The sequence below is a fragment of the Acinetobacter sp. WC-743 genome, assembly GCF_000335555.1.
GTDB lineage: Bacteria > Pseudomonadota > Gammaproteobacteria > Pseudomonadales > Moraxellaceae > Acinetobacter > Acinetobacter bereziniae.
On sequence record NZ_AMFQ01000060.1, the window covers coordinates 34969 to 56561 of the forward strand.

Sequence of the window (21593 nt, forward strand, 5' to 3'; positions counted from 1 at the left end):
ATGATTTTTTCTCAGTTCTGAATAAAGATTATTCATCTTCAACATATTGATAAATTAACGCTTTAATTCAGCAAGCAAGTTATTCAATAAATCTTGCACAAACTGAATGCGCTTCTCATATTCTTCCAACATCACCATCACTTTCAGACGTTGACCACCTTCCATACGGAACCAGGTCGGATGTTTTTGCATCATTTGAATGATACTGATTGCTTGCACGGGTGTATCAGGTGAAAATTCAATCACCCCACCATGTGCCCCGATATCAATTTTGGTGATTTCTAACTGCTCTGCCTTGATACGGATTTGATGCACACTAAATAACTGCTTGACGGGTTGTGGCGGCACACCAAAACGGTCTATCAGCTCCATCCGAATATTGTCTAATTTGTCGGCTGTATCTGTATTACTGATCCGTTTGTAGAACATCAGTCGTTGATGTACATCACCTAAGTATTCATCAGGTATTAATGCTGGCATGTGTAAAGTAATTTCAAAGGTGAGCGAAAGTGGTGTATCAAAATTAGGCGTTTTACCTTGTTGAATTGCTTTCGTCGCTTTGGCCAACATTTCCATGTATAAACTATAACCGATAGCATTCATTGAACCACTTTGTTGTTCACCCAGTAACTCACCAGCGCCACGTATTTCTAAATCCTCTGTCGCTAACATAAAACCAGCACCAAGATTTGATGCTCTTGAAATTGCGTCTAAACGTTTTTCTGCATCACCTTTTAGACCTTTAAGCGAAGGTACCATCAAATATGCATACGCTTGATGATGTGAGCGCCCTACACGACCACGCAGCTGATGTAATTGTGCAAGCCCTAGCTTGTCAGCACGTTCAATGATAATCGTATTGGCATTCGGGACATCAATTCCCGTTTCAATAATGGTCGAACACACCAAGACATTATATTCTTTATGATAAAACTGCTGCATGACTTGTTCTAATTCACGCTCACGCATTTGACCATGTGCAACAGCGACACGTGCCTCAGGAACCAATTGACGAATATTCTCTGCAGCACGTTCAATGGTATCTACTTCATTATGTAAGATGTAGACCTGACCGCCACGAAGCAATTCACGCAAAATTGCTTCCTTCATGGTTTCATTAGTTTGCTCATTGACAAAAGTTTTCACAGCTAAACGGCGTGCCGGTGGCGTTGCAATGATCGAAAGATCACGCATTCCCCCAAATGCCATATTCAGCGTCCGCGGAATCGGTGTAGCTGTCAATGTCAGCATATCGACATCAGCACGCATGGCTTTAATGCGCTCTTTATCTCGCACACCAAAACGATGCTCTTCATCCACAATCATCAAACCTAAGTTTTTGAATTGCACATTTTCCTGAAGAATTTTGTGGGTTCCAATGACAATATCAACTTTTCCCTCGACCAAATCCTCAATTGTTTTGACATGACTTTTACTGGTACCAAAACGTGAAAGTACTTCAACACGGATGGGCCAATCAGCAAATCGGTCTTTAAAGGATTCATAATGTTGTTGTGCCAACAATGTGGTTGGAACAAGAACCGCCACTTGTCGATTGTTCTGAACGGCAACAAAGGCTGCTCGCATCGCAACTTCTGTTTTACCAAATCCCACATCACCACAGACCAAGCGATCCATCGGTTTGGCTTGTTGCATATCATACAATGTTGCTTCAATTGCATTGGCTTGATCTAGCGTTTCTTCATAGGCAAAGCCACTGGAAAACTGCATATATGCACTTTGATCCAATTCAAAACTGATACCCGGTTTTGACTGGCGTCGCGCTTGAATATGTAATAATTCAGCAGCGACATCGTGAATTTGTTCGAGGGCTTTTCGTTTCGCTTTGTTCCATGCATCAGTTCCAAGCTTATGCAAAGGCGCTAAGTCTGGATCACCACCACTAAAACGACTAATAAGATGTAGATTTGTCACAGGCACATAAACTTTTGCATCATCTGCATAGTTGAGTTGCAAAAACTCATAATCCTGATCATCGATATTCAGTGTAACCAAACCCGCATAACGACCAACACCATGATCGATATGAACCACAGGTGCCCCAATATTCAGTTCAGTCAAACTTCGAATCAAAAACTCTTCTGAAACTTCTTGTTGACGCTTACGACGGCGCTGTACAACGCGATGTTCATAAAGCTGATTTTCAGAAATTACCGACAACTCATCACTAATCACTAGACCACGGTCTAAAGGCGCGTTAGTGATCGCAACGGAAAAATTTGATTGCTGAAAAATTTGGAAATTCTCTACAACAGGAATTTCCCCTAAACTTGCTCTTAACGCATCTTTTAAGGTTTCACGACGTCCAGCACTTTCGGCCACCAATAACACAGGATGATTGGCATCATCGACATATTGCTTGACGACTTTAAAAGGTTGCTCTTGCTTCGGATCAACAGGTAATTTTGGCGGTATTTCAACAGATAAATTAATACAGCCTGCTTTTAATTCAATCTGCTCTGTAGACGCAATAATTCTTGCAAATTGATTCAACTGTTCAAACAGCTGATTGGGTTGTATAAAAATTTCTTCAGGAGGCAGTAATGGCTGATCAATATTGTGCCGTCTATCTTCATAACGACGCATGACATCTGCCCAAAACTGGATTAAACCGTCCTCAATATACTTATCTGTAATGACAATTGCATTGCTTGGTAAGTACGATGTCAAACAACTTTGTGTCTGCATTGCAGTTTGGGTAAAAAATAATGGAAAATAAAAGTCTAATCCTGGCGATGCAATTCCCTCTAATACATCTTGATAAATTGGATTTTTCTTAGGATTTGCTGTTGGAAAGCTTTCCGCATAGCGATCTCTAAATATAGAGCGTGCTTCTTTTAAAGGAAATTCTTTTGCGGGTAATACAGTGAAATGCTCAAGTTTTGTTGTGGTTCTTTGGGTCTCAGGATCAAAAAATTTTAAACTGTCGATTTCATCATCAAACAGATCTATACGAATCGGTGCACTTTGCCCAGATGCATAGATATCCATGATGCTACCGCGTACCGCAAACTCACCGTGATCATAAACCGTATCGACTAAATGATAACCTGCTTGAACTAGTTTTAATTTTTGTTGTTCTAAATCGAACTTCTGACCAACCTTAATATCAAAATGTTCCCCTAAAATCCATGATGTAGGTGCAACACGCTGTGCCAATGTTGTAGCCGATACCAACAAAATACCTTTTTGGGGCATATTGGCAAGAATAGACAGCCGTTCAGACACAATATCTTGATGAGGTGATAAACGATCATATGGCAATATTTCCCAATCCGGAAAAATTGTCGGTTTAACACCATAAAATTCAAGTTCACTTTCAAGTTGTGTTAAGTGCTGATTATTACGCGCGACCAGCACAAACAGTTGCTCAGACTTCTCCGTTATTTCCTTAAAAAGTAAGGCAGCAGAAGAACCAAGCATTGTACCAATCCAGCGCTTTTCGCCTGCTTTCAATTGTTTTAAATTAAGGTCAGAGATTTCTTGTTTAAACATATTTGTATCGGGTCTAAAAGACATAAGTCATAGTTTAACATGATGACTTTGTTGAGTTCAGTGATTTTCTTTGTTCAATTTATTTGGCTGATGACTAAATACGACTAATTTCCCATCAGGATAAAACCCACGCCAACCACAAGGCAGACCGCCTGCATAATAAACCTGTAAAATCTCTTGCCAAATCGGTGGAAAATAGCCATTTGCATAACAATTAAAAATATAACCGATATCATGCATGATTAATTCGTGAGCTATTCCTATTCCATCAAATGTTGTCCACTTTTCAAGTAATCCATTCAAATTTTTTGTGAACAAATCGTAATAGTTATTTTGCTGTAATTGATAATCAATTCTTGAATTCAATTTCCAATCAAAATCTTCTGGAAACTGTGAATCAATGACTGTTTCCCAATCTGTAAATTTCTCCCAACTATTGTCCGTTGCAAAATCCATCGCTAAGCTGATGTCTGAAGTAATAAAATAATCTTTATTCGATGTATAAGGTTGACTAAAAAAATTATCACCCTCTAGAAATTGAATAAATTCTCCAGCTAGCTCAACAACTTCAACCCAATTATTTGCAATTAACATTATCTACCTTTTCCGGTTCTTGTCATCATTAAAAAAATTTCCGCACATGCTTCAAATCATTTATCTATATCTATGAATATACATTTTGCGAAAAGTTAATAATCGTCATGGAGCCTAACATTTATATAATGATTTATTTTTCTCTTTTAAATTCTTTATAGTAATCATTTAGTTTCCGAACAATTTCTTTAAACTGCTTTAGATTTTCTTCAGTATTGCCTAATCGAGCGACATAACGACCAGAGGCAATTTCTAAATCAATCTTTTCATTGATCAAGATTGCTTTATAAAACAGTGCCTGCAAATCATCAAAATTATTCAGTTTACGATTAGAAAAGTATTCAAGTCGTTCCGCCAATTCTGTATTTAAAACTATACCATCAACAACAAAACCATTTTCAGCATCAATTTGAATATGATGTTGTTGTAAAAAAGCTTGTTCCGCTGAGTTTCTATTGTTTTTAAATAAAGCTGCTATCTTCGTTAACATGTTTAAAACTCAACCCATAAACAATACAAACCAGTATCTTAACAAATTCAGCTAGAAATCGCTGTAAGAAGGACGTTTTCACGCCCTTCTTTGCTCATACCAATTAATGATTTATTCATCGCCCAAGTCATCTAAGAAATCTACGGTAGGTACAAAGAAAAGTGTTCCTGTTACAGCCGTACTAAAATCAAGCAGACGATCTAAATTTCCTTCATCATCCCCTTGAAACATATGCTCCAACATTTGTCGAGTGACGCTAAATTTTCGGGCATAACCAATAAAGAAAGTACCATATTCGTTCTTAGATGGATTGGAAAAAGGCATATTTGCACGCATGATTTTTAATTCATTACCTTGCTCATCATGCGCCTTACTGACCACATTGTGTGCTGTTTTGGGTTTGACATCATCCCCCAACTCAACATCGTTAAACTTTTTCCGTCCAATCACTTTTTCTTGTTCTTCATCACTTAGCTCTCGCCACTTATCCATATCGTGCATATATTTTTGAATGAAGGCATAACTGCCACCTTTAAATAATGGATCTTCATTACCCACTAAAGCGTATTCAGCGGCAATTTCCGTTTCAGGATTTTCAGTACCATCCACAAAGCCAATAATCGCACGACCATCAAAATATCGAAAACCATTCACCTCATCAATCGGATAACTCACCTCTTTTAATTGCGTATTGATGATATTCGCCAGTTCAAAACATAATGCTTGGCGATTTGCACGGATATGAAAGAATAAGTCTCCATCAGTAGATACAGCGGTGTATTTAGGTCCTTGTATTTCTTTAAACGTCTCTAATTCTTGTGGCTTTGGGTGATTTGGAAATAAGCAATCCCAAGCACGTGCACCAAATCCTAATACAGCACTAAATTGTTCATCAGGATAACGGTTGCTTAAACTACGTGTTAATGCAGAAAAGTTAGCTGCGAAATCAATCACCGTATCGACAACCTCAGCCCCTTGTTTTAAACCCAATACAATAAATAAAGCATTTTCTCCTGGGCGATTTATCACAGGTTGAATTCGAGTTAAAGTCATTCCAGTTCTCAAGTATATTTTATTAGTGACAATCTATCATAGACTGATTTTAAGCTTAAGTTTTATCCGTGTAATCATGATATTTTTCTATGGAATTGATGGTTTAGACAACAACAAAAAAGCATAGTTCACATATTTAAAAAACAAAATCAACTCGCTAATTACATAAGATGCTGATGAATGGTGTTTTCAATCCTTTTGCTATCGGTATGCATAAATCTTAAAACTACCGTTGTGTTCGTATTCCTGATACATCACATTCAAACTTTTCAAAATATTTCGAAATTGATCAGTCTGATCTAAAATTTTGTCAGCAATTAAACGTCCTTGATGTTCACTTAACATCGGTTTTACAATCAGATATTCAATACTGTTAAAAATAGGCATGCCTTCTTGATAAAATGGTTGCCAATCCCCAAAGTACCACGGGACTGTATTTAAGAATTGTGTTTCCGTATTTTGATCAATTGGATCTTTGAGCAGTTTCGTCATAAAAGCAGGTGGAAAATCCAAGCGATTGATGGCATCTAAAAGTTTGATCCATTTTGAATCACTCATATAGGATGCCAACTGTCGCTGCTGTACAATTTCTCGGATCTTCAAAACCTGCTTTTTATAATTAGAATCATTTTTCAATGCATCTATATGATACTGATATTCGATATAATTTTCAGGGATACCCACATTACACTCTTTACACAAAGCAGCTTAAATTAGGTGCTTTAGTTATGTTAACTCGCCATATTGCTTTTGCAAATAATTCACAATTGACTCAGATTCAAACAATTTTGCGCCTGTATTTGGATCTTCCAAATATGGTACTTGAATGTCCTGCTTAACTCTGCCCATAACAGGAACAATTTTTTCACGCTTTCCACCCTTTAGTGGTACATATTTACCTGGTTTTAAACGTAAAGCTGCTGGACCTTGGTCTTGCCAGCATTCTTTTGCAACATTGTGGAATACAAATGGAATTTCCAGTTCTGTTAATACACCCCGTACGATACGCGTGTATGGGCTTGCTTCAAAACCCCACAAGTTGAGCAATTTTTCAGGCGCAGCACGATCAATAATTTTTGGATTTACCCATACACCACGTGCGCCATTAATAACCGTCCCCACCAAAGCAACCACTGGATATTTCGGATAATGTGCGTATTTCTTTGGAGTTTTACCACTTTTACCATAATGTTTGAATAAATAATCAATAATAGCCACTGATTCATACATGGCTGTTCCAGTATTTTCATCCACAAAATAAGGAAAACGTAACTTGCCACCATTTTCTTTGACAATCTTACGGTATTTATTTCCACCTTTAGGACATGGATAAACTTCATAGTCCAAGTTCAGCAAAGTTAGAACTTCTCGCACACGGCGGCAAAATGGAGAACCTTCAAACTCATAGAGCTTTAAGGCTTTTTGAGGTTGATTCGGAAATGCTGTTCCAGTCACTCCGCGTCCTCCAGCAGTCAGCGTTGAAGCTAATGCTTGTACAACTTTAATTTGATGATGCACCATTTTGCTACCCTCGAGCAGTCACTCTATATTTTTTATAGAGCGCCTATAAATCCAATAGTTTTTCTTTTGAAACCACAATTCCGTTGTTGTCTGCATAAACATAATCACCAGAATTAAAGCTTACACTGCCAAAATATAGTGGAAGATCAACTTCGCCTATGCCCTTACGATGACTTTTTTGCGGAATTGAAGCCAATGCATGCACCCCCAAATCAAGCTCAGCAAGTGCATCTACATCACGAACACAGCCATAAATAATGACACCATTCCAGTGATGTTTTACCGCAGATTCAGCAATCATATCGCCCATTAATGCACAACGCATGGATGCACCGCCATCCACAACCAAGACTTTACCAGCGCCCTCTGTCGCCAATAACTCTTTTACACGAGAATTATCTTCAAAGCATTTCACTGTTACGATTTGACCGCCAAACGTTTTGCGCGCCCCATAACTTTTAAAGAACTTGCCATCTAATGAAGGGATCAGCGTTTGAATTTCTTTATCTGGATTGTCATCGAGTAAATCACAAGTTACGAAAGGTACTGTTGTCACGTTAGTTCTCCCTAATTAGGCATTTTGTATGTGTAAATTATCATAAATTTCAATTTTCTGAGTTTGCGTTTGTGCAGCCTCGACCATAGTATGAGCCACTTGCTGTGCTGTCACTGGCTTATATTTAAAAGAATTGGGTACCCAGTGTGAAAATCGTCTATAAAGCTTTTGTGACACATCCTCAAAAAATCTTTTTTCATTTCTTTCACCCAACAATAAAGATGGTCGAATAATTGAAAAGCGATATAAATCTAGTTTCTGAATATAGGTCTCAAGTTCACCCTTAACCCTGTTATAAAAAATTGGTGAACCCGCATTTGCGCCCATAGCACTGACTAAAATTAAATGTGTTTCTGTTGTTTCAAATAAATCTGCAAAGTGCGCATTAATTTCAAAATCAATATTGTAAAAAGCTTCTTTAGAGCCTGCTTTTTTGATGGTAGACCCTAAGCAACTAAAGGCATGACTATAGCCATTCACATCTTGATCATTTAATAACAGAAAATCCTCTAAGACGAATTGCTCAACTTTTTTGTATGGGTTAAATTCAGCAATTTGACGACGAACAATTACGGTAATTTTTTCACATTCTGCAAGCGAATTAAGTTGCTCAATTAAACATTGACCGACTAAACCTGTTGCTCCAATCACAATCGCATTTTTTATCGAATTAGTCATTTTTTAAACAATCTCCTAGATTTACTACTAATCTAACGTTTTATTTCAAATTTTTCTTCAACAAAAATGTTGTCAAAGCATGTCAAGACTTGACTTTGCCGACCTCTTTAATCACAATATGGCACTTGTTTACGGGCTGGTGATAATCCTCTGATGTTGGTTTTCAGATGTGATTTCAGCCCGCCCAGACCAATCTAATCAAGGAGTGCACGAGTGGCAAACTCTGCTCAAGCAAAAAAACGTGCTCGTCAAAACGTTAAAGCACGTAAACACAACGCAAGCTTGCGTTCTATAGTACGTACTTATATCAAACGCACAATCGCTGCAATCGCTACTGGTGAATATGCTGCTGCAACTGAAGCTTATAAAGCTGCGGTTCCAGTAATTGACCGTATGGCTGATAAAGGTATCATCCATAAAAACAAAGCTGCTCGTCATAAGAGCCGTTTAAATGCACAAGTTAAAGCTTTAGCTAACTAATTTATGCATGTAAAAAAAGCCCTTTACAGGGCTTTTTTTGTACCTAAAAATCAATCACTTACACAAGGTATCTACAATATTTTTGAATAAATCAAATGCACTTTATTTTTTAGAGATCATGTATTGACTATCTGCTTATATAGCATTTAGGTCAATTAAATGTTCTTCAATAAATGCTTGTTGCTTTGCAGTGAACTTTGACATATTTCCTCCTGCAAAACTCTAGCCCCCACCTTATAAGCCATTTATCTAAATTAAAGCTTATTAGCTTTTCTATCTCTGATAGCTATCACATTCTCTTTAAAAAAAGGCAAATATTATTTCTACTCACGCCTTAACATGATGTGAAATCAAAACTGTTGCTGTTGACAATATTCCTTCCTGACGCCCTGTAAAACCTAATTTTTCTGTGGTTGTTGCTTTCACACTAATTTGAGTTACTTCAACATCTAACACATCAGCGATACTTTGACGCATTTCCAAATTATGCTTGGCTAGTTTTGGACGCTCACAAGCAACCGTAATATCGGCATTATTCAACACATAGCCACGATCCAAAACCAATTGATAAACGTGTTTTAATAATTTTCGGCTATCTGCCCCCTTAAATTCTGCATCCGTATCAGGAAAATGCTGCCCAATATCACCAAGCGCCAGTGCGCCTAACAAGGCATCACACAATGCATGAAGTACCACATCACCATCTGAATGTGCTTTTAAGCCATGAGTATGAGGAATTTGAATACCTGCCAAAGTAACAAAGTTACCTTCTTCAAAGGCGTGTACATCCATTCCTTGCCCTATACGAATCGGTATGCTCATTTTCAACTCCCTTTATGCAGTTTTTAAGTTTTAAAAATCTTGTATTCGTACTTTCTCTTTCGCTATAGTACGTATGCAAACATTGTGAAAGTATAAGCGATCATGCTGTTGAATACAGAATTTAATCAAATTAAAACACTTTTATCTGGTCTCATTTTGAGCTGTATCAGCACGTCTGCTGTTTATGCACTCCCGATTGACTGCAAACATGAAGACTCTGCTTTATTAAAGAAACTGTGTAGTACACCCTACAAAGAACTTCGTGGTCAGCTTAATGAAAGTTACCTCACCACCTATCTGGTCACTGATGCACCTGTACGCTTAGTCAATGATACCCATCAATTATGGCTTAACCGTTTAAGCCAATGTAAAACTTCAGATTGCATCAAACAACAGTTTGATATTCGCCTTGAAGATTTAAACTTTTACACATCGATGAATCAAAGTCTTACACAGCACTTTATTAAATATGAACATGGAAAAATTGCAAAACAACCGATTCATTTGCAAATACACCAATTAAGTAAGGATCGCATTAAAGTTGAAGGCATTGCATACCGCAATCCTAATAATCGCAAAGAAGCTCAAACCGTTTCATTGCTGGCATATACGACCCCTGAAAAAAAGAATGAAATCTTAGACAACGAACACGACTGTAAATACACATTAAACTTCCAAAAAGCGATTTTATCTGTTTCCACACAACAAAAAGGTTGTGAACGTTTTAGTGGTATCTATCGCCTTTATGATTAGCAATTAAAATACGATCAGGAGAAAATAATGAATATAAAACTTGAGCTTGATCCAGAAAAATTAGCGATATTATCAGAATGCATACAAAACTATGATGTGGGTTCAGACCAAGATGAATGGCCAAATAATATTCTTTCACGCTTTACCCAAGTCTATAATGATGGAACGATTACAAAACATCCAGCACGTCTAAATCACATAATTGATGAGAACGAATTAGCGTTGTGCCAAAGGCTCAGTACTCAAATTGCCAAGATTATGGCAAATGTAGAAGTTGGCATGGGATCGAATTCTGGTGATTATTTTCAAGCATTTTATATCGCCTATCCAAATGGTTTAAGCAATAAGACAATTAGCGCTGAGCTCATTCAACACGCATTTGCCAATACGATTTTTCCGCTTGCAACAATTACGGTAGAACCATTCACTACGAATACAATATGGTGGAATGAAGTTGAACAAGATGGTGAAGGATCACCCGAAAGTTATTTTGAACCTTGGCAAAATATGCGAGCTTGGTTTACTCAACAACAAGATTTTATTGACTCCGCCTTTATCCGTATCGGTGATGCAACATTATTAGAGCAAATTGATGATAAAAACTATCCCAAAGGAACAGTGATTACGGGTTGTGTATTACCAAGGCTTGCCTTAGGTTTAACAGCCAATGGGAGCTTAATAGGGTTGTTTGGTTATGTTGTCCAAACTTAGTTTTTTCTAACATATTCAACCAAACTTGGGCGATATTTAACATGGATAAAAAATTTATTTCGCTACTATTACGCAATCAATTCTATCCACTTTTAAAAGCACAAGGCTTTACTAAAAAAGCTGATGTATTCTGGCAAGTGGATGGTGAAGTGATTCGAATTGTTGATATTCAGCATTTCAAAAAAAGACACTGTTTTCAAATTAATCTAGGCATACATCTTATTCCATTAGGTGAATATGTAATGGGTTGTACGGGGAGACGCTTAGAGTTTGAAAAAATGCGTGATTATGACTGTGCATGGCGTGGTTCAATTATTTCTGGTTTAGTGAATGACTATGATAGTGATTGGTCATATACCCAATCAGAGCAAGATGCGATTCAAATGGTTGAATTTTTAGTTTCTGAATGGAATCGCCAAAGTCAGCTTTTTTTTGGAGAAATGGCACAATGGCCAGAAGATTTCATCAAAAAGGCAACACAGGCAATCAAAGAACCTTTACATCCAAGTGAAATGTGTACTTTATGCTATGTCTCTGCTGCAGCAGGTGATTTGGAACTGGTAAAAGATTTAGCAGAAGTTGCACTTCCCTCTGTCCCTGAGCGTGCAACATCCTTAAAAGCCCGTTTAGAAGCTTTCCTTCAAGACCCAAGTTTGGCTATTCCGCAAATCACCCAATGAATCTCTAAATTCAAACTCAGTGTTTATTCATCAAATTGAAATATTTGTTATATTTTCTAACAACTTTAAATATACGATTTAAATCATTACACTTTATTTCCCGCCCCATTTCACTTATATATAAGTATATATAAATAGTCTGATGACATATTTGTTGTAAATACCGAACACCAAATGATAGAGGATAAAAGGTGTTGCTATGGATTTGAACATGTATATCACCAATAAGTTTAAGAATTTCAATGAGTTTCTAGAAACTCATTGGCATGACTACCCCAATAAATACAAAGAAATCCAAACCTTGTTGTTTTTTCAGGCTTACACCACCACCCCATTTTCTGATAAATTTGAAATCAACATTTACCAAGCTTTAAAATATCCAACACTTAGACATTATTTCCAACTAATTGAAAAATATATTAATACCCCGCCGAAACAACTTTTTCCAAGCTCATTTCATCGCCCTTATGAACACATTTTAAATGAATTAAAATACTTGAGTTTTTATCAGGATCCTTTTGAGGTTCATAAAAAATTAGAAAAAATCAGAGATACCTTCAATAAAATTTCTATACCTGTTTCAAGCCATGACATTTATAGAGACATTTTGCAGCAACTTAGCGCGAGCTTTGAATATATTGCAAACCCCAAAGTTGCAAATGAGCTAAAAACCAAACTGATTTATCAATGGCAAGATATTCATAATTTAGAAACCGTAACGGCTTATAAATCATTAGAAAAAATTAAAAATACTTTAAAAAATTATCAACAGATTGCTCACTCTGACTTCTATTTGAATCTGATACAACTGGGTGAAAATCAAAGGGTCGAATTTAAAGAGCGCACTACAGATTTACTCACCAATCGTAAATCTGACAAATGGGTGAAAGCCTGTTTTGCCTTTATGAATACAAGAAATGGTTATGTGTTTATTGGGGTAGCTGATGATCTAAAAATCGTGGGGGTTGAACAGGAACTTGCTGAACATTTTAATGATTCACTTGATTTAATGAAAAGAAGTTTGATTGATAAACTTGCCCATGAAAGCAATAAAATCTCAAATATTTACACGACTTTGGAAGAAATACAGATTCAAGGAAAAACTATATTGGTGTTCAAATGTAATAAGTCCGATCGCCCTTTATACTATAAAGGTGAATTATTTATGCGAACCAATGGACAAACAACACGAGTCCCACCTGAACTTATCGAAAGTTTTCGTGTAGAATTTTATTGTTAGCCTCGTTACTTAAAACATTGATCGAGAAGAATTAAAATATGAATTATCCCCAGTTTAAATATCATCCCAATGCATACAAACTGAATCTGTTTGAAAAAGAAAATGGTATTTGTTCGATTTGCAATGAACAACGTGATTTAAAGTACGTATGTTCTTTCTATAGCGTAGATGAACCCGATTATATCTGTCCGTGGTGTATTGCCAATGGTGCAGCAGCACAAAAATATGATGGTGAATACAATGATTACTGTGGCATTGAAGGCGTTTCTTCAAACCCAGATGATGCATCCCCGAAAATCGATCCTGAATTTTTAAATGAAATCTGTACCCGAACACCAAGTTATCATAGTTGGCAACAAGAAGTTTGGTTGGTACACTGCAATGAGCCATGCCAGTTTATCGCTTATGCAGATAGTGAAATGCTTAAACCGATTTGGGAAGAAGTCCAAGCCGATATCGAAGAAAATGGTTATCCAGTAGAGCTTATCCAGGATCACCTCAGGATCGATGGTGATTTAACAGGTTATCTGTTTCAATGCCTTCATTGCCAACAACATCGCTTACATATCGATTGTAGTTAAAAAGAGAAATAAAACAGCATACTTGTGGCTCAATAAATAGTAACTTTATCAATCGCCTAGCGAGATAATAATTGAGTCAAATGCTGTTTAATCTCAAGCCACTCTTCTTTCAAAATACTATACATCACCGTATCTCGAACAGAACCATCTTTTCTTAGGGCATCTTGACGTAGAATACCATCACGTTGAGCACCCAATCGTTCAATTGCTTTTTGACTCTTTACATTGCGTATATCCGTACGTAAGGCAACTGAATTGGCGTGCAAAGTCTCAAAAGCATATTGAAGAAGTAAAAATTTACAACTGGTATTGATGTGGCTACGTTGAGCAGATTGGGCATACCAGGTATAACCAATCTCAACCCGACGTACATCCCAAACAAAATCTCTAAAACTGGTTGTACCGACGATACGATGTGTATGTTGATCTAAAACTACAAATGGAACACGTAAACCTTGTGACTTTTGCTCAAGCGCTTTAGCGATATAAGTCTGAATCTGCGTGTAATGTGGCACCGAAGTATATTCTAGCTGCCATAGTTTTCCATCTTTACATACCTCGATTAGCGCCTTTTCGTGCTCAACCTGCAAGGGCAACAGCTGTACATGCGGTGTTTGCAAGGCTGCATAAAGCGGTGAAAAAATATCTTGATTCATAGCAGTTACACCGATGTAGAGGAAGCTCCCCGATTGTCCGCTATATTTTTGAATCTTTTATGATCAAAATATGAAGTTCTCATGACAACTTTTCAAACGAAGGCAAGAGATTATTTTTTAGACCATGATTCCACAACGCAATTCGTTAAAAATTTGAAAATTTAAAACGCTAAAGCCACAGGTTAATTTTAGAATCTAAATCGCCAACGCTAGGCAAATCACACCGAGTAAACCCAAAACTAAACCTAAAGCTGTAACAACTTTGAGTTTTTCTTTAAAAATTACCAAACCTGCCATCACCCCCATTAAGACCACCAAAATATTCATTCCAGCAAAAACAACTGCAGGAGAATCTTTGAGTAAAAGATGAGCTTTGACATACAATGCAATATTGGCAAAATTTAAAACGCCTAACACCAGTCCTGCACATAAATTTTGGATTTTCCATTGTGTCTTTTGAAGTACTAAATAGCCTATTGATAAGACAAAAGAACAGATAAACATCAGGGTGAGTGTGACTGGAAATTGAAGCCCCAAACTGGTTGTATATTTCAATAAAATATCAACTAAGGCATAGCCTCCCCATACACTGAGTAAGTACAGCATGCCCTTTTTATTAATAGATTGATTTGATGCATCCGAATGTGAAAGTACAATACATAAAACTGCAAAAATCCCTAAACCAATACCGATTATTTTTAATTGGTTGAACTGTTCTTGAAATAAAAAATATGCAGCCAAAAGTGATAAAACAACCGATAAACGCTGAGCGATTTCAGTTCTCAGTATTCCTGCACTTTGTAATGATTTAGACAAACAAAAGAAAATACTCGGTAATACAACCCCAAGCCCAACAATCAACCACCAAGGTGTATTTGAAATTGAAATATGCACCAAATCTGGCTTAAACCAAAGATAACTCAATAAACTTGCAATCGCATAATTCCAAGCAATCATCTGTAATGCATCAAAGCCTTTTTGTTTGGTAAATTTTAAAAGCATTGAGACCAACACACTACATAAAGCTGCTGAAAATATGAGTTCCATAATTGAGTTTCATCCGATCAGTTTGTTGGAGAAATTTTCGAAAAATTTATCCCAGAATAACGTTGTCTAACATTTAGCCAGCAAAAAGCCCACTACACTAGAGTGGGCTTTCTATGTTCAATCATCTTTAAAGATTATTTATAACGATCAACCATTTTTTCTAAAGAAATTGGGCGAATTTTGTCTGCATTACCCGCAGTACCAAATGCTGTGTAACGATCTACACAAATTTGTTTCATTGCTTCGACAGTTTCACCAAAGAATTTACGTGGATCAAATTCACTTGGTTTTTCAGCCATCATACGACGCATTGCACCTGTAGAAGCTAAACGTAAATCTGTATCAATATTGATTTTACGTACACCATGTTTGATGGCTTCAACCAATTGCTCAACAGGAACACCATAAGTTTCTTTGATGTCGCCGCCATATTGGTTAATCACAGCCAACCACTCTTGTGGTACAGAGCTTGAACCATGCATAACAAGGTGAGTATTTGGTAGTGCCGCATGAATTTCTTTAATACGGTCAATTGCTAAGATGTCGCCTGTAGGTGGACGTGTAAATTTGTAAGCACCATGCGAAGTACCAACAGCAATAGCTAAAGCATCAACATTAGTATCAGATACAAATTGACGAGCTTCTTCAACAGAAGTTAGTAATTGAGAATGATCAAGAACGCCTTCAGCACCCACGCCATCTTCTTCGCCAGCCATACCTGTTTCAAGGCTACCTAAACAACCAATCTCACCTTCTACTGAAACACCACAAGCATGTGCCATTTCAACAGTACGGCGAGTTACATCGACATTATATTCATAAGAGGTTGGTGTTTTACCATCAGCACCCAATGAACCATCCATCATCACTGATGAAAAGCCTAGTTGGATTGAGCGTTGGCAAACGTCTGGGCTTGTACCATGATCTTGGTGCATCACCACTGGAATATGCGGCCACTCTTCGATCGCAGCTAGAATTAGATGACGTAAAAACGGTGCACCTGCATACTTACGCGCACCAGCAGAAGCTTGCACGATTACAGGCGAATTTGTTTCGTCAGCGGCTAACATAATTGCGCGCATTTGTTCTAAGTTGTTTACATTAAACGCTGGAACACCGTAGCTATGCTCACCGGCATGATCCAAGAGTTGGCGCAATGAAATAAGAGCCATAATATCCTCCCAAGTAATGCCCCATATTCTACATGCTGATTTATTTCAATTCAGCAACAATATTGACTATTTCATAAAAAATCCCCGCGTTTGCGAGGACTTTTAACAAATAACAACATTTAAAAAGATTATTGAGCTTTAGGCGCTTCTTCTTCTGTCGCTGGAGTTGCTGCATCAGCAGGTGCATTGGCTTTCTCAGCAGGAACATCAGTATTTTTTTCATCCAAAACAGGTTGATCAATTGCATCAATCGCAGCTTGTTGTTCTGGAGTCGTATTTGCTGATTCAGTTGCAACAGCTTCAGAAGTAGAAGTTTGTTCCGAAGCTGGCGCTTGTTCTTTTTTAGAACATGCTGTAAGAGCCAAAGGAGCAAGAATAAGAGCGACAAGTGCAAATTTTAATTTCATCACATTTCCCAGTGTTGGTGATTGGATTTATCTTAGTTTATTGCAGTTATATTTCATTTTTATTACTTTAAAGTGAATCAACTTTATGAAAAAAGGCTGACACATGGTCAGCCCTTCATCAAAACGTCATCATTACTTAAATATCAATTACGCACGTTCAAGCAAAACCGCAACTGCTGGAAGGGTTTTTCCTTCAACAAACTCAAGGAATGCACCACCACCTGTTGAAATATAACCAATTTTGTCAGCAACTTCATATTTATCAATAGCAGCCAAAGTATCACCACCACCTGCAATCGAGAATCCTGCCGATTCAGCAATTGCCAATGAAAGTGTCTTTGTACCTTCACCAAATTGATCAACTTCAAAAACGCCAACTGGACCATTCCAAAGAATTGTTTTCGACGTCTTTAAAATCTTTGCAAACATTTGCGCTGTTTCTGGACCAACATCTAAAATCATGTCATTGTCAGCAACATCTTCAACCTTTTTAACCACTGCTTTCGCTTTTGCCAATGAACCTAAGAAGTCTGCAAAATCGATTTCTCCAGCATCCGCAACCACAACATCTGTAGGAAGTGGAACAGATACTTTAGCAGCGATTGCTTTAGCGGTATCAATTAAATCATTTTCACATAATGATTTGCCGACATTGAAACCCGCTGCGGCTAAGAAAGTATTGGCAATTCCGCCACCCACAATCAATTGATCGCAAATGTCTGAAAGTGATGTTAAAACATCAAGCTTGGTTGAAACTTTTGAACCTGCAACAATTGCAACCATTGGCTTTTCAGGTGTTTGAAGCGCACGACCTAAAGCATCTAATTCTGCTGCAAGCAATGGACCTGCTGCTGCAACTTTTGCTAAACGAGCAACACCTTCAGTTGAAGCTTCCGCACGGTGCGCAGTACCAAATGCATCCATGACAAATACATCGCAAAGCGCTGCATATTTTGCTGCAAGATCAGCATTGTTTTTCTTTTCACCGACATTGAAACGACAGTTTTCAAGTAAAACAACTTGACCAGCTGCAACCTCAACACCATCTAAATATTCTGTAAATAATTTAACTTCCTGACCCAATGCCTCAGTCAAATAAGCTGCTACAGGAGCCAATGATTGTTCTTCTTTTGGTTCACCTTCAACTGGACGACCAAGGTGAGAATAAACCATTACCGCAGCCCCTTTCTCAAGGGCTAATTTAATAGTTGGTAACGCAGCGCGTAAACGTGCATCACTGGTAATCACACCATTTTTAACAGGTACGTTTAAGTCTTCACGAATAAGTACACGCTTGCCTGTTAAATCGAGGTCAGTCATACGCTGAAAATTCATGTATAGCTCTCTTATAGATATTAAAAATCGCGTAGATTCTAAATGATTACACAAAAAAAGGTTAGATACTTTTGTAGAAAAGCTGTAGAAATGTTGAGATTTGATTATTATAGGACAAACTTTTTAATTTTATACGCTTATGTCTTTTCATCCAGATCCTAAAATCAATGGTTTAAATGTTTTAGGTGAGCCTTTAGCAAGTTGTTGCTTTTCACCCATCACTGGTTATTTTCGTAATGGTTTTTGTCATACAGCCACAACGGATTTAGGTCAACATACCGTATGTGCTGAAATGACCTCTGAATTTCTCAATTTTTCTCAAAAAGTGGGTAATGATTTAATTACACCTCTTCCTGAACACGGCTTTCCTGGACTTCAACCTGGAGATTTCTGGTGCTTATGTGTCACTCGTTGGGTTGAAGCTTACCAAAATGACATGGCGCCTCGGGTGAAACTACAAGCATGCCATCAAGCTGTTCTGGCATATGTGCCTTTAGATCTTTTAATGGAATACGCAGTATAACTGGGCACATAAGACGAAACATGACTCATTCTGAAATTATTTTGGCATCTTCCAGTCAAACCCGTAAAGATTTAATGAATCGTATAGGCTTGGAGTATCGTTGTATTTCACCTGATATTGACGAGTCTCCAAAAAATGAATCTCATGCAGATGATCTGGCGAAACGCTTGGCTTTTGAAAAAGCTAGAATCATTGCAAAGGCACATCCCAATGCAATTGTGATCGGGTCAGATCAAGTCGCATGGCGTGAAAATGCCCCTCAAGAATTTATTGGAAAACCCTTAGCCATAGATAAGGCAATTCAACAACTTCAAGCAAATTCTGGTAAAAATGTCTTTTTTAGTACTGCTTTAAGTGTTCAGCACTTAGCTACAGGCTTTGAACATACTTTGGTCGAACATTATCATGTGAAATTTCGTGATTTAACGCTTGCAGAAATTGAGCGATATATTGAAATCGACCAACCTTTACATTGTGCTGGTAGTTTTAAATGTGAAAGTCTAGGCATCAGTTTGTTTGAACAAATGATTGGGCAAGACCAAACAACCTTGATGGGTATGCCCATGATTCAGCTATGTGGGATTTTAAGGGAACTTGGAATTCAGATGCCTTAATAAGCTTCTGTTTGTTATGAGATCAATTTTAATATGATTTTCTTACTCAACCTTATATTAATTTATAGCAACCATTTTATTAATTTTTTGCCCTTTACGTAGAATTTCTAAGATAACAAAACCTTTTTTTAAATTATTTGAGGATTCAACAAAACTATTCACATTCATAATATTATCGTTACCTATTTTTAGAATAATATCATTTTTTATAATTTGACTGGCTGCGGGAGATTGAGCTGATATCTCAATTACTTTAACTCCTGTCATTAACCCCACTTTATTTTTTTCATCATCTGATAAGTCTTTTGGGTATATACCAGTTACTGAGTTAAATTTATAAAAATAAGATACTTTGTATTCAATCGAGCTTACCGAACGTTGTGATGACCGAGTTAAAGATCCATTTATATATGTTTGAGAACCACTATTATAACTTTCAAAATCTTTTTGAGATTGAGGAATCTCACTAAAATTTGATAATTTATAATCTGTTACTATTGATGTAACATTGTGATCAGACTTACTGAAAAGAACAATTTCTGCTCCTAGTTTTTTGCATTATTTTGTAACTTGGTAATACTACTGGCATAATTTGAAAAAATTGAACTATCTAGATAAGTTTCTAATTTAATAGGTATATATCCATTTTTGATTAAATTCTCTAAATCTTCCTCAAAATTATCTGTTTTAATTATTTCAGGCTTAGATTGAGCTGGATATTTTTGATTGTTATTTAAATTATTAAAAGACATATTTTCCGCATTAGCATTTGTCACGGTTAAAAGTAAAATCAAGGAAAAAAATTTAAATTTCATATGAAGACCAATTTTTTATTGCTTAAATTTATCCAATTCTATAAGAATTTTTAATAGAAAATCCATAATCCTATGTTAATTATATTTGCTTTTATCTTGCACTACCTTTCATCCCATAAGACAATAGCACATTATAGATTCAAATTTGCTTAGGCTATTTTCATGTCACTTCCTTTAGATGTTCTTGGTGGAATTACTGCTGAACAATTTCTCGCAGAATATTGGCAAAAAAAACCATTATTAGTCCGCAACGCACTTCCCGAAATTGCAGAGATTTTAGTACCTGATGACGTGATGGAGCTTGCACTTGATGAAAACATCACTGCACGTCTAATCAAACAAAAAGACAAAGACCCAAATCAATGGTCAGTAAAAACATCCCCTCTCATCAAAGGTGATTTTCAAAAAATGCCTAAACTTTGGACCTTATTGGTTCAAGCAGTTGATCACTACTCTTTCGACTTGGCAGAACTTTGGAAGAAATTTCCTTTTATTCCTCAATGGCGCCGTGATGACATCATGGTCTCTTACGCACCTAAAGGTGGTTCAGTCGGTCAGCATTTTGACTTTTATGATGTTTTTCTCGTACAAGGCTTTGGACATCGACGTTGGCAGTTGGGACAAATGTGTGATGCTGAGTCTGAGTTTGTCGTAGGACAACCATTAAAGTTGCTCCCGAATATAGAGATCAATTTTGATGAAGTTTTAGCACCCGGAGATTTGCTTTACGTACCTCCAGGCTTAGCACATTATGGTGTTGCAGAGGACGAATGCCTCACCTACTCTTTTGGTTTCCGTATGCCAAATATTGCTGACATGATGGATCGTGTAAGTGATAAATTTGTAGAAGACCAACGCTTACGTAATCCCTTGTTAGATGTATTACGACATAAGCAAAACCCCATTGGGCAAGTGACTCAAGCTGAACTCGAGTATTTAAAAACAGAATTATTGGCTCAATTAAATCAATCTGATGTATTAGAAGATGCGATTATGAGTTTGATGGCTGAACCTAAATATCCTGAAAATATTCCAGATGCGGAAGCAATTGGGACGGGTGATTTGGAAGAAGTACTTGAGCAAGGTTACTTACTCCAAATCGAACCAGCATCAAGATTGATCTATCTTGAACAAAACAATCAACTATTGTTCTGGGCAAATGGTGAATCTATCTGTATTTCTACTGTATTTACACCATTTTTAAAACAGATTGCAGATGGTCACGCTGTAGCATTAAATCCTCAATTATCTGAACAAGAAATTTTAGAAGATATTGCGGGTTTATTGAATGAATCTATCTTGATGCTTGTTCCCACTGATGAATAAAATTCGCAATCTAGCTCTAACAA

The 21593-nt window shown here is 37.0% G+C and carries 25 protein-coding genes; 9 read left to right on the forward strand and 16 right to left on the reverse strand.

Annotated elements, in window-relative coordinates:
• Positions 1-54: 54 nt before the first annotated feature.
• The 8 genes from mfd to ACINWC743_RS07580 form a co-directional block, all read right to left on the reverse strand.
• Complete coding sequence (gene mfd / locus ACINWC743_RS07545; RefSeq protein WP_009584992.1) at positions 55-3516, reverse strand: transcription-repair coupling factor; 3462 nt, start codon at positions 3514-3516, stop codon at positions 55-57.
• A gap of 57 nt (positions 3517-3573) precedes the next feature.
• The gene (locus ACINWC743_RS07550) at positions 3574-4110 is read right to left on the reverse strand and encodes a hypothetical protein (protein WP_009585016.1); all 537 of its coding nucleotides are present in this window, start codon (positions 4108-4110) and stop codon (positions 3574-3576) included.
• 133 nt (positions 4111-4243) lie between these two features.
• Entirely contained in the window at positions 4244-4600 is a 357-nt protein-coding gene (locus ACINWC743_RS07555; protein ID WP_004830897.1) for a hypothetical protein, read from the reverse strand.
• 111 nt (positions 4601-4711) lie between these two features.
• The gene (locus tag ACINWC743_RS07560; protein WP_009584993.1) at positions 4712-5653 is read right to left on the reverse strand and encodes a Dyp-type peroxidase; all 942 of its coding nucleotides are present in this window, start codon (positions 5651-5653) and stop codon (positions 4712-4714) included.
• Between the two features lie 201 nt (positions 5654-5854).
• Entirely contained in the window at positions 5855-6337 is a 483-nt protein-coding gene (locus tag ACINWC743_RS07565) for a DUF6678 family protein (RefSeq protein WP_009584995.1), read from the reverse strand.
• Between the two features lie 42 nt (positions 6338-6379).
• Positions 6380-7174, reverse strand: coding sequence for a glutathione S-transferase N-terminal domain-containing protein (locus ACINWC743_RS07570; protein WP_009585005.1), 795 nt, complete (start codon positions 7172-7174; stop codon positions 6380-6382).
• 43 nt (positions 7175-7217) lie between these two features.
• Positions 7218-7730, reverse strand: a complete 513-nt coding sequence (rraA, locus tag ACINWC743_RS07575; protein ID WP_004830901.1) for a ribonuclease E activity regulator RraA — start codon at positions 7728-7730, stop codon at positions 7218-7220.
• 15 nt (positions 7731-7745) lie between these two features.
• Positions 7746-8408 (reverse strand): NADH(P)-binding protein, PF13460 family, encoded by a 663-nt coding sequence (locus ACINWC743_RS07580; protein WP_009584994.1) that lies wholly within the window; start codon positions 8406-8408, stop codon positions 7746-7748.
• Positions 8409-8621: 213 nt separating this feature from the next.
• On the opposite strand from ACINWC743_RS07580, the gene rpsT reads away from it, so the two are divergent.
• Positions 8622-8888, forward strand: coding sequence for a 30S ribosomal protein S20 (rpsT, locus tag ACINWC743_RS07585; RefSeq protein WP_009584990.1), 267 nt, complete (start codon positions 8622-8624; stop codon positions 8886-8888).
• 327 nt (positions 8889-9215) lie between these two features.
• On the opposite strand, the gene ispF is transcribed toward rpsT, so the two are convergent.
• Entirely contained in the window at positions 9216-9710 is a 495-nt protein-coding gene (gene ispF, locus ACINWC743_RS07590; RefSeq protein WP_004830903.1) for a 2-C-methyl-D-erythritol 2,4-cyclodiphosphate synthase, read from the reverse strand.
• 102 nt (positions 9711-9812) lie between these two features.
• Here ispF and ACINWC743_RS07595 point away from each other — a divergent pair, with 102 nt between their 5' ends.
• The 5 genes from ACINWC743_RS07595 (at position 9813) to ACINWC743_RS07615 (ending at position 13675) form a co-directional block, all read left to right on the forward strand.
• Positions 9813-10463, forward strand: a complete 651-nt coding sequence (locus ACINWC743_RS07595; protein ID WP_009584986.1) for a hypothetical protein — start codon at positions 9813-9815, stop codon at positions 10461-10463.
• 27 nt (positions 10464-10490) lie between these two features.
• Entirely contained in the window at positions 10491-11174 is a 684-nt protein-coding gene (locus ACINWC743_RS07600; RefSeq protein WP_009585001.1) for a hypothetical protein, read from the forward strand.
• A gap of 41 nt (positions 11175-11215) precedes the next feature.
• Positions 11216-11854: a DUF4304 domain-containing protein gene (locus ACINWC743_RS07605; protein ID WP_009584998.1), complete on the forward strand. Its 639-nt coding sequence runs from the start codon at positions 11216-11218 to the stop codon at positions 11852-11854.
• A gap of 199 nt (positions 11855-12053) precedes the next feature.
• Entirely contained in the window at positions 12054-13094 is a 1041-nt protein-coding gene (locus ACINWC743_RS07610) for a helix-turn-helix domain-containing protein (RefSeq protein WP_009585003.1), read from the forward strand.
• Between the two features lie 38 nt (positions 13095-13132).
• Positions 13133-13675 carry a CbrC family protein gene (locus ACINWC743_RS07615; protein ID WP_009584983.1) on the forward strand — a complete coding sequence of 181 codons (543 nt, stop codon included), beginning with the start codon at positions 13133-13135 and terminating at the stop codon, positions 13673-13675.
• Between the two features lie 56 nt (positions 13676-13731).
• Here the strand turns inward: ACINWC743_RS07615 and ACINWC743_RS07620 are convergent, their stop codons facing one another.
• From ACINWC743_RS07620 to ACINWC743_RS07640, 5 genes are all read right to left on the reverse strand, one after another.
• On the reverse strand, positions 13732-14331 hold the full coding sequence (locus ACINWC743_RS07620) for a GNAT family N-acetyltransferase (protein ID WP_005029141.1): 600 nt from the start codon (positions 14329-14331) through the stop codon (positions 13732-13734).
• Between the two features lie 195 nt (positions 14332-14526).
• On the reverse strand, positions 14527-15378 hold the full coding sequence (locus tag ACINWC743_RS07625) for a DMT family transporter (protein ID WP_009585004.1): 852 nt from the start codon (positions 15376-15378) through the stop codon (positions 14527-14529).
• A gap of 134 nt (positions 15379-15512) precedes the next feature.
• Entirely contained in the window at positions 15513-16550 is a 1038-nt protein-coding gene (gene fba, locus ACINWC743_RS07630) for a class II fructose-bisphosphate aldolase (protein ID WP_004830911.1), read from the reverse strand.
• Between the two features lie 128 nt (positions 16551-16678).
• A complete protein-coding gene (locus ACINWC743_RS07635) occupies positions 16679-16957 on the reverse strand; it encodes a hypothetical protein (protein ID WP_004830912.1) in 279 nt (92 codons plus the stop codon).
• A gap of 147 nt (positions 16958-17104) precedes the next feature.
• The gene (locus ACINWC743_RS07640) at positions 17105-18292 is read right to left on the reverse strand and encodes a phosphoglycerate kinase (RefSeq protein ID WP_009585009.1); all 1188 of its coding nucleotides are present in this window, start codon (positions 18290-18292) and stop codon (positions 17105-17107) included.
• 139 nt (positions 18293-18431) lie between these two features.
• Between ACINWC743_RS07640 and ACINWC743_RS07645 the strand changes: the two genes are divergently transcribed.
• Positions 18432-18815 carry a DUF2237 family protein gene (locus tag ACINWC743_RS07645; protein WP_004720680.1) on the forward strand — a complete coding sequence of 128 codons (384 nt, stop codon included), beginning with the start codon at positions 18432-18434 and terminating at the stop codon, positions 18813-18815.
• Between the two features lie 20 nt (positions 18816-18835).
• Complete coding sequence (locus tag ACINWC743_RS07650) at positions 18836-19429, forward strand: Maf family protein (RefSeq protein ID WP_009584997.1); 594 nt, start codon at positions 18836-18838, stop codon at positions 19427-19429.
• 57 nt (positions 19430-19486) lie between these two features.
• Here ACINWC743_RS07650 and ACINWC743_RS25270 read toward each other — a convergent pair whose 3' ends face one another.
• Both ACINWC743_RS25270 and ACINWC743_RS07660 read right to left on the reverse strand, forming a co-directional pair.
• Entirely contained in the window at positions 19487-19966 is a 480-nt protein-coding gene (locus tag ACINWC743_RS25270) for a PDZ domain-containing protein (RefSeq protein ID WP_336020733.1), read from the reverse strand.
• A gap of 8 nt (positions 19967-19974) precedes the next feature.
• Positions 19975-20244 (reverse strand): hypothetical protein, encoded by a 270-nt coding sequence (locus tag ACINWC743_RS07660; RefSeq protein WP_035300634.1) that lies wholly within the window; start codon positions 20242-20244, stop codon positions 19975-19977.
• Between the two features lie 162 nt (positions 20245-20406).
• On the opposite strand from ACINWC743_RS07660, the gene ACINWC743_RS07665 reads away from it, so the two are divergent.
• The gene (locus ACINWC743_RS07665) at positions 20407-21570 is read left to right on the forward strand and encodes a cupin domain-containing protein (protein ID WP_009585010.1); all 1164 of its coding nucleotides are present in this window, start codon (positions 20407-20409) and stop codon (positions 21568-21570) included.
• Positions 21571-21593: the final 23 nt, after the last annotated feature.

What these genes read in the sequence shown, in the direction of transcription:
- fba (WP_004830911.1), bottom strand. Translation starts at nt 16,550, where the DNA reads ATGGCTCTTATTTCATTGCGCCAACTCTTGGATCATGCCGGTGAGCAT.
- mfd (WP_009584992.1), bottom strand. Translation starts at nt 3,516, where the DNA reads ATGTTTAAACAAGAAATCTCTGACCTTAATTTAAAACAATTGAAAGCA.
- ACINWC743_RS07660 (WP_035300634.1), bottom strand. Translation starts at nt 20,244, where the DNA reads ATGAAATTTAAATTTTTTTCCTTGATTTTACTTTTAACCGTGACAAAT.
- ACINWC743_RS07645 (WP_004720680.1), top strand. Translation starts at nt 18,432, where the DNA reads ATGTCTTTTCATCCAGATCCTAAAATCAATGGTTTAAATGTTTTAGGT.
- ACINWC743_RS07605 (WP_009584998.1), top strand. Translation starts at nt 11,216, where the DNA reads ATGGATAAAAAATTTATTTCGCTACTATTACGCAATCAATTCTATCCA.
- ACINWC743_RS07595 (WP_009584986.1), top strand. Translation starts at nt 9,813, where the DNA reads ATGCTGTTGAATACAGAATTTAATCAAATTAAAACACTTTTATCTGGT.
- ACINWC743_RS07610 (WP_009585003.1), top strand. Translation starts at nt 12,054, where the DNA reads ATGGATTTGAACATGTATATCACCAATAAGTTTAAGAATTTCAATGAG.
- ACINWC743_RS07550 (WP_009585016.1), bottom strand. Translation starts at nt 4,110, where the DNA reads ATGTTAATTGCAAATAATTGGGTTGAAGTTGTTGAGCTAGCTGGAGAA.
- ACINWC743_RS07640 (WP_009585009.1), bottom strand. Translation starts at nt 18,292, where the DNA reads ATGAATTTTCAGCGTATGACTGACCTCGATTTAACAGGCAAGCGTGTA.
- ACINWC743_RS07560 (WP_009584993.1), bottom strand. Translation starts at nt 5,653, where the DNA reads ATGACTTTAACTCGAATTCAACCTGTGATAAATCGCCCAGGAGAAAAT.
- ACINWC743_RS07620 (WP_005029141.1), bottom strand. Translation starts at nt 14,331, where the DNA reads ATGAATCAAGATATTTTTTCACCGCTTTATGCAGCCTTGCAAACACCG.
- ACINWC743_RS07635 (WP_004830912.1), bottom strand. Translation starts at nt 16,957, where the DNA reads ATGAAATTAAAATTTGCACTTGTCGCTCTTATTCTTGCTCCTTTGGCT.
- ACINWC743_RS07555 (WP_004830897.1), bottom strand. Translation starts at nt 4,600, where the DNA reads ATGTTAACGAAGATAGCAGCTTTATTTAAAAACAATAGAAACTCAGCG.
- ACINWC743_RS07580 (WP_009584994.1), bottom strand. Translation starts at nt 8,408, where the DNA reads ATGACTAATTCGATAAAAAATGCGATTGTGATTGGAGCAACAGGTTTA.
- ACINWC743_RS07665 (WP_009585010.1), top strand. Translation starts at nt 20,407, where the DNA reads ATGTCACTTCCTTTAGATGTTCTTGGTGGAATTACTGCTGAACAATTT.
- ispF (WP_004830903.1), bottom strand. Translation starts at nt 9,710, where the DNA reads ATGAGCATACCGATTCGTATAGGGCAAGGAATGGATGTACACGCCTTT.
- ACINWC743_RS07570 (WP_009585005.1), bottom strand. Translation starts at nt 7,174, where the DNA reads ATGGTGCATCATCAAATTAAAGTTGTACAAGCATTAGCTTCAACGCTG.
- ACINWC743_RS07600 (WP_009585001.1), top strand. Translation starts at nt 10,491, where the DNA reads ATGAATATAAAACTTGAGCTTGATCCAGAAAAATTAGCGATATTATCA.
- ACINWC743_RS07615 (WP_009584983.1), top strand. Translation starts at nt 13,133, where the DNA reads ATGAATTATCCCCAGTTTAAATATCATCCCAATGCATACAAACTGAAT.
- ACINWC743_RS07650 (WP_009584997.1), top strand. Translation starts at nt 18,836, where the DNA reads ATGACTCATTCTGAAATTATTTTGGCATCTTCCAGTCAAACCCGTAAA.
- ACINWC743_RS07625 (WP_009585004.1), bottom strand. Translation starts at nt 15,378, where the DNA reads ATGGAACTCATATTTTCAGCAGCTTTATGTAGTGTGTTGGTCTCAATG.